This is a genomic window from Arthrobacter sp. Hor0625 (genome assembly GCF_052567525.1).
This window is the reverse complement of the sequence record NZ_CP199586.1, coordinates 3,346,813-3,359,099: the sequence shown is the minus strand read 5'-3', so window position 1 is coordinate 3,359,099 and position 12,287 is coordinate 3,346,813. Positions and strand designations below refer to the sequence as shown.

Genomic DNA, 12,287 nt, shown 5'->3' with positions numbered 1-12,287 from the left:
GGGTGACCCCAACAGCTGACAGCCCCGCGCCCACGGTTCCCGCCACCACCGACCTTCAGTTCCGCACCGTCGACGTGCGCGGGCAGCGATTGTCCCTGGCCGGCCTGCGCGCGGCGGTCCCGCGGGCCCAGCAGGGTACCGTCGCCGATGCCGAGGATAAAGTCCAGGCGATCATCTCGGCGGTCCGCAGCCGGGGCTTCGAGGCGCTGAGTGAGTTCGCCCGGAACTTCGACGGGGTGGACCAGGTCCACCCGCGGGTTCCGGCCGAGGCCCTCGCCGCCGCGCTGGATGGCCTGGATCCGGCCGTGCGCGCCGCCCTGGAGGAGTCCATCCGCCGGGCACGGCTCTTCGCCGACGCGCAGCGGCCGGCCGACACCGACGTCGAACTCGGCGAAGGCGCCGTGGTGAGCCAGAACTGGGTCCCGGTGGCCCGGGTGGGCCTCTACGTGCCGGGCGGCCTGGCCGTCTACCCCTCATCCGTGATCATGAACGTCGTCCCCGCCCTGGCCGCCGGCGTCGAGTCGATCGCGCTGGCCTCGCCGCCGCAGAAGGACTTCGGCGGCCTGCCGCACCCGACGATCCTCGCGGCCGCGGCCCTGCTGGGGATCGAGGAGGTCTACGCCATCGGCGGGGCCCAGGCGATCGCCGCCTTCGCCTACGGCATCCCCGGCGCCGACGGGGAAGCCGGCATAGACCCCGTCGATGTCGTCACCGGGCCGGGGAACATCTTTGTGGCCACGGCCAAACGGCTCGTCAAGGGCGTCGTGGGCATCGACTCGGAGGCCGGCACCACCGAGATCGCGATCCTGGCCGACGCGACGGCGCGCCCCGACCTCGTCGCCGCCGACCTGATCAGCCAGGCCGAACACGACCCGAAGGCCGCCTCGGTGCTGATCACCGACTCGGCGGACCTCGCCGCGGACGTCCGCCGGGTGCTCGGCGTCCTGGCAGCCGCGACCAAGCACTCCGCCCGGGTCCGCGAGGCGCTGTCCGGGCCGCAGTCCGGCGTCGTCCTGGTGGAGGACCTGGCCCAGGGCATCGCGGCCTGCGACGCCTATGCCGCCGAGCACCTCGAAATCATGACCGCCGACGCCGCCGCCGTCGCGGCGAAGATCCGCAACGCCGGGGCCATCTTCGTGGGCAACTACAGCCCGGTCAGCCTGGGTGACTACTGCGCCGGCTCCAACCACGTCCTGCCGACCAGCGGAACCGCCGCGTTCTCCTCGGGCCTGAACGTGACGACCTTCCTGCGCGCCATCCAGGTGGTCAACTACAGCCGGGACGCCCTGGCCGAGGTCAGCGACCACATCGTCAGCCTGTCCGGGGCCGAGGACCTGCCGGCGCACGGCGAGGCGGTCACCGCCCGCTTCGCGGCCGGGAAGTCCGCGGACGGCCACGGCGCCTGACCACAACATGTAGTAATTACAAGCTTGTTATTCAGCAACATCTAGTCGTAAACTGATCCCGGAGGTTCCACCAGCGGTGCCTCCTGACCGCCGACGGCGGCAGGCTTGCGACAGGGGAGGAATCGACGTGTATTGCCCGTTCTGCCGCAACCCTGATTCCCGCGTGGTGGACAGCCGCATCGCCGACGACGGCTCCGCCATCCGGCGCCGCCGCCAGTGCCCCGAATGCGGGCGCCGGTTCACCACGGTGGAAACGACCAGCCTGACGGTGATCAAGCGCTCCGGCGTCGGCGAACCCTTCAGCCGCAGCAAGGTCATCAACGGCGTGCGCAAGGCCTGCCAGGGCCGGCCCGTCACGGAGGACGACCTCGCGATGCTCGCCCAGGAAGTCGAGGAAGCCATCCGCGCGTCCGGCGCCGCCGAAATTGACGCGCACGAGGTGGGCCTGGCGATCCTTAACCCCCTGCAGCGCCTCGACGAGGTGGCCTACCTGCGCTTCGCCAGCGTGTACCAGGCCTTCGAATCGCTGGAAGACTTCGAGTCCGCCATCGCCCTGCTCCGCCACGAGGCCGAGTCCAAGGGACGGGAAGGCAAGAACCCGCAGAAGAGCCCGCTCTAGGCTCAACCAAGTTCCGGTGGTGGCAGCGGAGGGGAAGCCGCGGCCACCACCGGCTCCACCAAAAAAGCCGGCCCGCAGTTGGACAACTGCGGGCCGGTTGCGTTTTACGCGCTGGCTACTTCGCGAGCTTGTGCGTCAGCGCGACCTCGATGGCCGCGCCGACGATCCCGGCGTCGTTCTTCAGTTCGGCCGGAACGATCGGGGTGCGCAGCTTCAAGTGCGGGAGGTATTCGTCGGCGCGCTTGGAGATCCCGCCCCCGACGATGAACAGTTCCGGGGAGAACAGGAACTCGACGTGGGAGAAGTAGCGCTGCAGCAGCACGCTGTACTCGGCCCAGCTCAGGCCGTCACGCTCCCGGGCAACGGCGGAGGCCTTGCTCTCGGCGTCGAAACCGTCGACCTCAAGGTGGCCCAGTTCGGCGTTGGGGACGAGCTTGCCGTCAAAAATGAACGCCGACCCGATGCCGGTGCCGAGGGTGATGACCAGGACGGTGCCGTTGATGCCCTCGCCGGCCCCGTAGCGGGCCTCGGCAAGGCCGGCGGCGTCGGCGTCGTTGATGACCTCGACCGGGCGGCCCAGGCGGGCGGTCAGCAGCGCGTCGATGTCCAGGTTCAGCCACGACTTGTCCACGTTCGCGGCCGAGTGAACCACGCCGTGCTGGATGATGCCGGGGAAGGTCACGCCGACGGGGGAGTCGGCGGCCGGGGCGTCGGGGCGCTTGGAGAGTTCGGCAACGACCTGCGCGACGACCTCGGCGACGGACTCCGGGGTGGACGGCTGAGGGGTGGGCACGCGGAGCCGGTCGCCCACGAGCTTGCCCTTCTTCAAGTCGACGATGCCACCCTTAATGCCGGTGCCGCCGATATCGATGCCGATCAGCGGGGCGTTCTTCTTCGACTTCTCGTCCTTCTTGGCCAATGGGATTCCGTTCGTGGCAGGGGCAGGGTGGGACTTGTTCAGGGTATGCGAAAGCGGTGCCGGGTCAGGGCAGGGTGAGGACCTCGGCGCCGGAGTCCGTGACCAGCAGCGTGTGCTCGAACTGGGCGGTCCGCTTCCGGTCGCGGGTCACGACCGTCCAGTCGTCAGCCCACATGTCCCACTCGACGGTGCCCAGGGTCAGCATGGGCTCGATCGTGAAGACCATGCCGGCTTCCATGACGGTGTTGTAGGCCGGGGCCGCGTCGTAATGCGGGATGATCAGCCCGGTGTGGAAGGCCTCGCCGACGCCGTGGCCGGTGAAGTCGCGGACGACGCCGTAGCCGAAGCGCTTGGCGTAGGACTCGATGGTCCGGCCGATCACGTTGATTTCCCGACCCGGTGCGACGGCCCGGATGGCACGGCGCAGGGACTCCTCGGTCCGTTCGACCAGCAGCCGCGATTCCTCGTCAACGTCGCCCACGAGGAAGGTGTAGTTGGTGTCGCCGTGCACCCCGCCGATGAAGGCGGTGATGTCGATGTTGAGGATGTCACCGTCCTGGATCACGGTGCTGTCCGGGATGCCGTGGCAGATGACCTCGTTCAGGGATGAGCAAAGCGATTTGGGGAAACCGCGGTAGCCGAGCGTGGAAGGGTATGCCTGGTGGTCGAGCAGGAATTCGTGCCCCACCTTGTCCAGCTCGTCCGTGGTGACGCCGGGCTCAATGTGCTTGCCCACCTCCACGATGGCCTGTGCGGCGATCCGGGAGGCGATCCTGATCTTCTCGATGGTCTCGGCGGACTTGACCTCGGAGCCGGTGAACTTGGCCGGGGCCGGCTTGCCGACGTATTCGGGGCGCGGAATGGACGCCGGCACGGGAAGCTGCGGGCTCACTGTCCCCGGGACAAGGGTGCCGATGGGTGCAGTTGAGGTGAGGGAAGGCATAGATTGATTCTATAAGCCCCCGGCCGCAGGCTGGAAAATGGGGCCCGAAAAATACAGCTGGAAAATGCAGCCGAAAAATGGTGCCCGGAAAATGGGGCCTCGAAAATACAGCCGGAAAATAGAGCCGGAAAATGCAGCCCGAATGTTCAGCGCAGAAGGAGACCCGATGGCCGAGTACTGGTACAACGTGAACACGCACGAGATCGAGGAAGACGCCATGTCGGACTGGAGTCAGCTGATTGGCCCGTACAAGACCCGCGAGGAAGCCGAACACGCCCTCGAGAAGGTCAAGGCGCGCAACGAGGCGTGGGAGAAGGACGACGACGACGCGTAGCGCGGCGCCTGGGCGCGCCCCGGCGCCGCCCGGACGGCCGGGCGCCTCGCCCGGCCCGGCAGCCGGGATAGGCTCCCGGCCCTGCCCGGTTGCTAGAAGGAGTGCTCGGGGCCGGGGAACTGGCCGGAGCGGACGTCCTCGCCGTACGCCCTGGCCGCCTCACTCAACGTGGTCCGCATGTCCGCGTACTGCTTGACGAACTTCGCCATTTTGCCGCCGCGCAACCCGGCCATGTCCTGCCAGACGAGCACCTGGCCGGTGGTTGCGTTGCCCGCGCCGATGCCGACCGTGGGAACCTCGACGGCGGCGTCGACGGCGGCTGCGGTCGGCGCCGGCACCATTTCCATCAGGACGCAGAAGGCACCGGCGTCTGCCAGCGCCACGGCGTCCTCGATCAGCCGCTGGGCGTCGTCGCCGCGGCCCTGGACCCGGTAACCGCCCAGGGCGTGTTCGCTTTGCGGGGTGAAACCGATGTGGGCCATGACCGGGATGCCGGCCTGGACCATCGCCCGGACGGTCTCGGCATAGAACTTTCCGCCCTCGATCTTGACCGCGTGGGCACCGCCCTCCTTGAGGAAGCGCACGCCGGTCGCGACGGCCTGCCCGGCGGAGACTTCGTAGCTGCCGAACGGCAGGTCCGCCACCACGAGGGCGCGGCGGGCTGAGCGGGTCACCGCGCGGCACAGCGGCAGCAGCTCATCCACGGTGACCGGGAGGGAGGTCTCGTTGCCGAAGACATTGTTGGACGCCGAATCGCCCACCAGCAGGACCTCGATGCCGGCCTGGTCGAAGATCTCGGCCGCGTACTGGTCGTACGCGGTCAGCATGGCGAAGCGCTCACCGTTGATCTTGGCCTGGCGCAGATGGTGTGTCCGGATCCGGCCGGCCGGTTTCGCGGCGGCCGGGGACGGTGCCGACGGCGCGGACGCGGCCGGGGCGGGACCGTCGCCGTAGGGGGCGGGAAGCTCTGCGGACAGGGGCGAATCGGGGCTGTTGCTGGGGGCCATGCCTTGAGCGTAGTGTGCCACCCCCGGTCCGAGCCACCGGGCGGCCACCGTGGTACCGCCGAGGCGGCCCCGCGGTACTTCCGAAGCGGGCCCCGCGGTGCCGCCGCGGCGGACTCGGACGGGCCGCCGGCGGAGCGTTGTGTTAACGGCGTGTTACGCCCGGCCGCCCGGCCAGCAATCGCCGGAAATGCTTAGTAGAGTGATTCGAAGGTAGCTGCGGGCGCCAGCCGTGACGAGTCATCGGACGGGCCCGGGCACGGATGCGAACCCGGAAAGAGGCACCATGGACCGCCAGCAAGAGTTTGTCCTGCGGACGATCGAAGAGCGCGACGTGCGCTTCGTGCGCCTGTGGTTCACCGACGTCGTAGGCTCGCTGAAGTCCGTGGCGCTGGCGCCGGCCGAAGTGGAAGGCGCCTTCGAAGAAGGGCTGGGCTTCGACGGCTCCTCGATCGAGGGCCTGGCCCGGGTGTTCGAGTCCGACATGCTGGCCCAGCCCGATCCCGCCACCTTCCAGATCCTGCCGTGGCGCGGCGAGACCGAGGCGACCTCGAGGATGTTCTGCGACATCCTGACGCCCGACGGCGAGCCCTCCGCCGCGGACCCGCGCAACGTGCTCAAGCGCAACCTGGCCAAGGCCGCGGACATGGGCTTCACCTGCTACACCCACCCGGAGATCGAGTTCTACCTGCTGAAGTCCCAGCAGCCCGGCCCCGACGGCGCCCCCGTCCCCGTGGATGAGGGCGGCTACTTCGACCACGTGCCCGGCGGCGTCGCGCAGGACTTCCGCCGCACGGCCGTGACCATGCTGGAATCGGTCGGCATCTCGGTCGAGTTCAGCCACCACGAGGCCGGGCCCGGCCAGAACGAGATCGACCTGCGCTATGCCGACGCGCTGCAGACCGCGGACAACATCATGACCTTCCGCACCGTGATCAAGGAGGTCGCCCTGCAGCAGGGGACCTACGCGACCTTCATGCCCAAGCCCTTCACCGCGCACCCGGGCTCTGGCATGCACACGCACTTCTCTCTGTTCGAAGGCGACACCAACGCCTTCTACGAAGCCGGCGCGGAGTTCCAGCTCTCCGAGACCGCGCGCCAGTTCATTGCCGGCATCCTCAAGCACGCCCCCGAGTTCACGGCCGTGACCAACCAGTTCGTCAACTCCTACAAGCGCCTTTGGGGCGGGGGAGAGGCCCCCAGCTACCTGAGCTGGGGCCACAACAACCGGTCGGCCCTGGTCCGGGTCCCGCTGTACAAGCCCGGCAAGGGCCAGTCGGCGCGGATCGAGTACCGCGGCATCGACTCCGCCGCCAACCCCTACCTCGCCTACGCCGTGCTGCTGGGCGCCGGGCTCAAGGGGATCGAGGAGGGCTACCAGCTGCCCGCCGCCGCCGAGGACGACATCTGGTCGCTGAGCTCGGCCGAGCGCCGGGCCATGGGCCATGACCCGTTGCCGGCCAGCCTGCACGACGCCATCCGCACCATGGAGGATTCGGAACTGATGCCGCAGATCCTGGGCGAGCAGGTCTTTGAGCACTTCCTGCGCAACAAGCGCGCCGAGTGGCAGGACTACCGCCTCCAGGTGACGCCCTACGAACTGCAGCGCAACCTGGCCATCCTTTAGGGGCTTGGGGTGAGCCTGGCACGGCGCCTCATCGCCGCGGGTTTCAACGACCTGGAGAAAGGCGAGCGGTTCCTGGCCGCGCCGGAGCTTGCCGGCCTGGACGAAGACGCCCTGTTCGCCGGGCTGGCCCTGGCCGCCAACCCGGACACGGCGCTGCAGTCGCTGGTCCGGTTGATCGAGAAGCACCCGGAGCTGCGGAAGCTGGCCGCCGATCCGGAGCGGAGCGAGCCGCTCTACCGTGTCCTGGGCGCGTCCGAGGCGCTCGGGGAGTTCCTCATCCGGCACCCCGAGCACCTAGACGCCTTCGAGGTGACGGCCAGCCCGGAACCGCAACCGGCCGACGCCGCTGCGCTGCGCACCCGGCTGCTGCAAGCGGTCCGCGCCGATCCCCGGGCGGCCCGGCCGGTCGCGGCCCTGGCCGGGCAGGACGGCTATGCGGCCCTGCGCACCGCGTACCGGCGCGGCCTGGTGGAGCTGGCGGTCAAGGACCTCTGCGCCGCCGATCCGCTCGATGCGATGCCGGCCGTCGGGGCCGAACTGGCCGACCTGGCCGGCGCCGCGATCGAGGCGGCCCTGGCCGTCTCCCGGGCCGAGGCGGCGGAGCAGTTCAGCGCCGCCGAGGTCGCCGACGTCGGGCTGGCCGTGATCGGGATGGGCAAGTGCGGTGCCCGCGAACTGAACTACATCTCCGACGTCGACGTCATCTACGTGATCGATCCCGGCGGCCTCGACGACGCCCGGGCGAACACCATCGGCACCGCCCTGGCCTCCGGAATTTCGCGGGCCATCATGTCCACGGCCCGCGAGCCCGGACTCTGGGAGGTCGACGCCAACCTCCGCCCCGAGGGCAAGTCCGGGCCGCTGGTGCGGACCCTCGCCTCGCATGAAAGCTACTACGCCCGCTGGGCCGAGAGCTGGGAATTCCAAGCCCTGCTGAAGGCCCGCACCATCGCCGGTGATGCCGCCCTCGGCGCCCGCTACGAGGCCGCCGTCGGGCCGCTGATCTGGTCCTCCGCCGGCCGGGAGGGCTTCGTCGAATCCGTCCGGTCCATGCGCCGCCGGGTCACCGAACACATCCCGGCCGACGAGGAACAGCGGCAGCTCAAACTCGGCCGCGGGGGCCTGCGCGATGTGGAGTTCACCGTCCAGCTGCTGCAGCTGGTGCACGGCCGGTCCGACGAGAGCCTGCGCTGCCGGGACACCACTTCGGCGATCGCGGCGCTCTCCGCCGGCGGCTACATCGGCCGCGCCGACGCGAAGGAATTCGACCGCGACTACCGCTATCTGCGCCTGCTCGAGCACCGGATCCAGCTGTTCCAGCTGCGCCGCACCCACCTCATGCCGGTCAAGGAAGCCTCGCTGCGCTCCCTCGCCAAGGCCGTGCTGGGCCCGTTTTCCACCGAGCGCCCGCACCCCGATGCGCTGTTGTCGGCCTGGCGGAAGACGAAACGTTCCGTGCGCGAGCTTCACGAACGTATCTTCTACCGGCCGCTGCTGAACACCGCGGCGGCGCTGAGCAGCGAGGAGGCCCGGCTGACGCCCGAGGCCGCGCAGGGCCGGCTGGCCGCCCTCGGCTACCTCGACCCACCTGGCGCCATGCGGCACATCGAGGCGCTGACCGCCGGCGTCAGCCGCCGGGCGGCGCTGCAGCGCCAGCTGCTGCCGATCCTGCTCGGCTGGCTCGCCGACGGAGTGGACCCCGACGCCGGGCTGCTGGCGTTCCGCCGGGTCAGCGAGGCGCTCGGCACCACGCACTGGTACCTCGGCCTGTTGCGGGATTCGACCGCGGCGGCCGAGCGGCTCTGCCACGTGCTCTCGAACTCGCGGCTGATCTCGGACCTGCTGGAGGTGTCGCCCGAGTCCGTCGCCTGGCTCGGCTCGGACAAGGACCTGGTTCCGGTCGGTTTCGAGGCCCAGTGGCTGGAGATCACCTCGAAGATGTCCCGGCACGCGGACCCGGAGAGCGCCATGCGGCTGATCCGGTTGATCCGGCGGCGCGAGATCCTGCGGGTCGCCATCGCCGACAGCGCCGGGCTGCTGGATCAGGACCAGGTCGGGGCGGCGCTGGCCGACACCGACCGCGCCGCCATGCTCGGCGCGCTCCGCGTGGCCGAGAACGTGGTCTCGGCGCGGGAACCGCTCAAGACCCGGGTCCTCGTGGTGGCGATGGGGCGCCAGGGCGGCCGGGAAATCGGTTACGGCTCCGATGCGGATGTCATTTACGTCCACCGCGGCCTGCCCGGCGTCCCCGAGGATGAAGCGCAGGCGCAGGCGGCACGCATCGTCGGCAAGCTCTCGAGCCTGCTGACCCAGCCGCTGAAGCCCGCCATCCTCGCCGAACGGGTGCTCGCGGTCGACGCGGACCTGAGGCCCGAGGGCAAGAACGGCCCGATGGTGCGCTCGCTCGACTCCTACGCCGAGTACTACCGCCGCTGGTCCCTGATCTGGGAGGCCCAGGCGCTGCTGCGGGCCCGCCCGATGGCCGGCGACGATGAGCTCGCCGCGGACTTCATGGCGCTGATCGACCCCATCCGGTACCCGGAGTCGGTATCGGACCAGGACGTCCGCGAGGTCCGCCGGGTGAAGGCCCGGATGGAAGCCGAACGGCTGCCCCGCGGCGCGGACCCCGCCCGCCACCTGAAACTGGGCCGCGGCGGCCTCAGCGACGTCGAATGGCTCGCCCAGCTTCTGCAGCTTCGGCACGCGGGACGGCATCCGGAACTGCGCACCACCTCCACCGTGGAGGCGCTCGAAGCGGCCGCGGAGCTGGAGCTGCTGGACGGCGGGGAAGTCGTGCTGCTGCTGCGGGCCTGGCGGCTCGCGAGCCGGATCCGTTCGGCCAACGTGATCTGGACCGGCCGCGCCTCGGACCTGCTGCCGTCCTCGCGGCGGGACCTGGAGGCGGTGGCGCGCTGGTGCGGCTACGGCCACGGTAACGCCGCGGCACTGGAGGAGGACTACCTGCGGCTGAGCCGGCGGGCCCGGGCGGTCTTCGAGCGCGTCTTCTACGGCCAGTAGGCCGCCGGGGCCGACATTTATCCCGCCGCCGGATAAATGCGGGTAGCCTCGAGGGGTACTTTGCCGGCGACCTGTGCCGGCTGCCACACCACTTGAGGGGTTGTTTACCTTGCCCAGACTCCAGCAGGCCGGCGCCGCCCGGCCGCGGACGGCCACGGTCCTAGCAGCGTTGCTGGCGTTCGCCGCATTGCTCTTCGGAGCGACCGGCGCAGCCGCCGCCCCGGCGGATGTCCGCCAGGCCGCCGAAGCGGCACAGCCGGCCGCCGCGGCGTCGAGCGTCTCCGGGAAAACGTACGTCATCGGCACCGACACGACGTTCGCCCCGTTCGAGTTCCGGGATGCCGGCGGCGAGCTGACCGGCATCGACATGGACATCATCCGGCAGATCGCCAAGAACCAGGGCTTCTCCGTCGAGATCAAGTCCCTCGGCTTCAACGCGGCGCTGCAGGCACTGTCCTCCAACCAGGTCGACGGCGTGATCGCCGGCATGTCCATCACCGAGCCGCGCAAGCAGATCTACGACTTCTCCGACCCGTACTTCGAGTCCGGTGTCCAGATGGCAGTCGCCAAGTCGAACACCGACATCAAGGGCTACGAGGACCTGAAGGACAAGACCGTCACGGCCAAGACCGGCAGCGAAGGCGAGACGTTCGCCAAGTCGATCGCCGGCAAGTACGGCTTCACGGTCAAGTCCCTGGACCAGTCCGCGACCATGTACGAACTCGTGAAGTCCGGCAACGCCGTCGCCGTTTTCGATGACTACCCGGTCCTGGCGTACGGCATCAGCCAGAACAACGGACTGAAGGCCGTCTCGGAGAAGGAAAAGGGCGGGTCCTACGGCTTCGCGGTCAACAAGGGCAAGAACCCGGAACTGCTCAAGGCGTTCAACACCGGCCTGGCGGACCTGAAGTCCAGCGGCGAATACCAGAAGATCCTGGACAAGTACCTCAAGGACCCGTCGCAGGCGGCGCAGTCCAGTTTCTGGGACCTGCTGGCCAACAGCTTCCCGGCCCTGATGAAGGGCCTGGGCAACACCGTCCTGGTGACCGCGATTTCCTTCGTCCTGGCGATGCTGATCGGCCTGTTCATGGGCTTCTTCAAGATCTCGACGTCGGTCATCCTGCGAGGCCTCGCCACCACCTTCGTCAACATCTTCCGCGGCACCCCGCTGCTGGTCTGGGCGTTCTTCTTCTACTTCGGCGTCCCGCAGCTGACCGGCCAGCCGATCGACATCTGGGTGGCAGGCGTGCTGACGCTGAGCCTCAACGCCGGCGCCTACATCACCGAGATTGTGCGCGGCTCCATCCAGTCCGTGGACCCGGGCCAGCTCGAGGCCAGCCGCAGCCTGGGCCTGGGGTACGCCAAGTCCATGCAGAAGGTCGTGGTGCCGCAGGCGTTCAAGATCATGACCCCGTCCCTGATCAACCAGCTCATCATCATGCTCAAGGACAGCTCGCTGCTGCTGGCCATCGGCTTCGCCGAGCTGCTCTACCAGGGCCAGCAGATCTACGCCGGCAACTTCCGGATCACCGAAACCCTGCTGATCGTCGCGGTCCTGTACTTCGTCGTCATCATGCTCCTGACCAAGCTGGCCAACGTCGCGGATATGAGGTTCAACAAATGAGCACGGCAACCACCGCACCGAGCAAGATCTCCGTCCGGGAGCTGAAGAAGTCCTTCGGCGCCAACGAGGTCCTCAAGGGCATCAACGCCGAAGTCGCCGAGGGGGAGGTGGTCTGCGTGATCGGCCCCTCGGGCTCGGGCAAGTCCACCTTCCTGCGCTGCCTGAACAAGCTTGAGGAGATCACCGCCGGCCACGTCACGGTGGACGGCTTCGACGTCACCGATCCGAAGGTCGACATCAACGAAGTCCGGCGGCACATCGGCATGGTGTTCCAGCACTTCAACCTGTTCCCGCACATGTCGGTGATCGAGAACATCATGCTCGCGCCGGTCGAATCGAAGAAGCAGGGCAAGGCCGAGGCGCGCGCCAATGCCCTGAAACTGCTGGAGCGGGTGGGCCTCGCCGAGAAGGCGGACGCCCGGCCGGCGTCGCTCTCCGGCGGCCAGAAGCAGCGTGTCGCGATCGCGCGTGCCCTGGCGATGAACCCGGACATCATGCTCTTCGACGAGGCCACCTCCGCGCTGGACCCCGAAATGGTCGGCGAGGTGCTGCAGGTGATCAAGGACCTGGCCCGCGAGGGCATGACGATGGTCCTGGTCACCCACGAGATGGGCTTCGCCCGCGAGGTGGCCGACCGGGTGCTGTTCATGGCCGACGGCGTCATCTGCGAACAGGGCGTCCCGGAGGAACTGTTCGGCAACCCGCAGCAGCAGCGCACCCAGGACTTCCTCTCCAAAGTCCTCTAGCGGACCCGCCGGCGCGGCCCGGGCCCCCTCCGGCAGCGGAGCGGCCC

Annotated in this window: 10 protein-coding genes; 7 read left to right on the top strand and 3 right to left on the bottom strand. The window is 69.0% G+C overall.

Annotated features, from left to right (window positions below; genetic code table 11):
* Positions 1–2: 2 nt before the first annotated feature.
* Positions 3–1,406, top strand: a complete 1,404-nt coding sequence (hisD, locus tag ACTWLI_RS15425; RefSeq protein WP_445154634.1) for a histidinol dehydrogenase — start codon at positions 3–5, stop codon at positions 1,404–1,406.
* A gap of 127 nt (positions 1,407–1,533) precedes the next feature.
* Complete coding sequence (nrdR, locus tag ACTWLI_RS15420; protein WP_445154633.1) at positions 1,534–2,025, top strand: transcriptional regulator NrdR; 492 nt, start codon at positions 1,534–1,536, stop codon at positions 2,023–2,025.
* Positions 2,026–2,140: 115 nt separating this feature from the next.
* On the opposite strand, the gene ppgK is transcribed toward nrdR, so the two are convergent.
* Positions 2,141–2,944: a polyphosphate--glucose phosphotransferase gene (ppgK, locus tag ACTWLI_RS15415; RefSeq protein WP_056740956.1), complete on the bottom strand. Its 804-nt coding sequence runs from the start codon at positions 2,942–2,944 to the stop codon at positions 2,141–2,143.
* 64 nt (positions 2,945–3,008) lie between these two features.
* On the bottom strand, positions 3,009–3,887 hold the full coding sequence (gene map, locus ACTWLI_RS15410; protein WP_445154632.1) for a type I methionyl aminopeptidase: 879 nt from the start codon (positions 3,885–3,887) through the stop codon (positions 3,009–3,011).
* Positions 3,888–4,053: 166 nt separating this feature from the next.
* Here map and ACTWLI_RS15405 point away from each other — a divergent pair, with 166 nt between their 5' ends.
* Complete coding sequence (locus ACTWLI_RS15405; RefSeq protein WP_157366488.1) at positions 4,054–4,221, top strand: SPOR domain-containing protein; 168 nt, start codon at positions 4,054–4,056, stop codon at positions 4,219–4,221.
* A 92-nt stretch (positions 4,222–4,313) separates the two neighbouring features.
* On the opposite strand, the gene panB is transcribed toward ACTWLI_RS15405, so the two are convergent.
* A complete protein-coding gene (panB, locus tag ACTWLI_RS15400) occupies positions 4,314–5,228 on the bottom strand; it encodes a 3-methyl-2-oxobutanoate hydroxymethyltransferase (protein WP_445154631.1) in 915 nt (304 codons plus the stop codon).
* A gap of 283 nt (positions 5,229–5,511) precedes the next feature.
* On the opposite strand from panB, the gene glnA reads away from it, so the two are divergent.
* From glnA to ACTWLI_RS15380, 4 genes are all read left to right on the top strand, one after another.
* A complete protein-coding gene (gene glnA, locus ACTWLI_RS15395) occupies positions 5,512–6,852 on the top strand; it encodes a type I glutamate--ammonia ligase (protein ID WP_445154630.1) in 1,341 nt (446 codons plus the stop codon).
* Positions 6,853–6,861: 9 nt separating this feature from the next.
* Positions 6,862–9,870, top strand: coding sequence for a bifunctional [glutamine synthetase] adenylyltransferase/[glutamine synthetase]-adenylyl-L-tyrosine phosphorylase (locus tag ACTWLI_RS15390; protein ID WP_445154629.1), 3,009 nt, complete (start codon positions 6,862–6,864; stop codon positions 9,868–9,870).
* Positions 9,871–9,979: 109 nt separating this feature from the next.
* Positions 9,980–11,494, top strand: coding sequence for an amino acid ABC transporter substrate-binding protein/permease (locus ACTWLI_RS15385; protein ID WP_445154628.1), 1,515 nt, complete (start codon positions 9,980–9,982; stop codon positions 11,492–11,494).
* Positions 11,491–12,240, top strand: a complete 750-nt coding sequence (locus ACTWLI_RS15380) for an amino acid ABC transporter ATP-binding protein (RefSeq protein WP_445154627.1) — start codon at positions 11,491–11,493, stop codon at positions 12,238–12,240. Before ACTWLI_RS15385 ends, ACTWLI_RS15380 begins: the two co-directional genes overlap by 4 nt.
* The last annotated feature ends 47 nt before the right edge of the window (positions 12,241–12,287 follow it).

Bases quoted from the DNA above. Each gene is read 5' to 3' on its own strand.
- map (WP_445154632.1), bottom strand. From the start codon at position 3,887: ATGCCTTCCCTCACCTCAACTGCACCCATCGGCACCCTTGTCCCGGGG.
- ACTWLI_RS15405 (WP_157366488.1), top strand. From the start codon at position 4,054: ATGGCCGAGTACTGGTACAACGTGAACACGCACGAGATCGAGGAAGAC.
- panB (WP_445154631.1), bottom strand. From the start codon at position 5,228: ATGGCCCCCAGCAACAGCCCCGATTCGCCCCTGTCCGCAGAGCTTCCC.
- glnA (WP_445154630.1), top strand. From the start codon at position 5,512: ATGGACCGCCAGCAAGAGTTTGTCCTGCGGACGATCGAAGAGCGCGAC.
- ACTWLI_RS15380 (WP_445154627.1), top strand. From the start codon at position 11,491: ATGAGCACGGCAACCACCGCACCGAGCAAGATCTCCGTCCGGGAGCTG.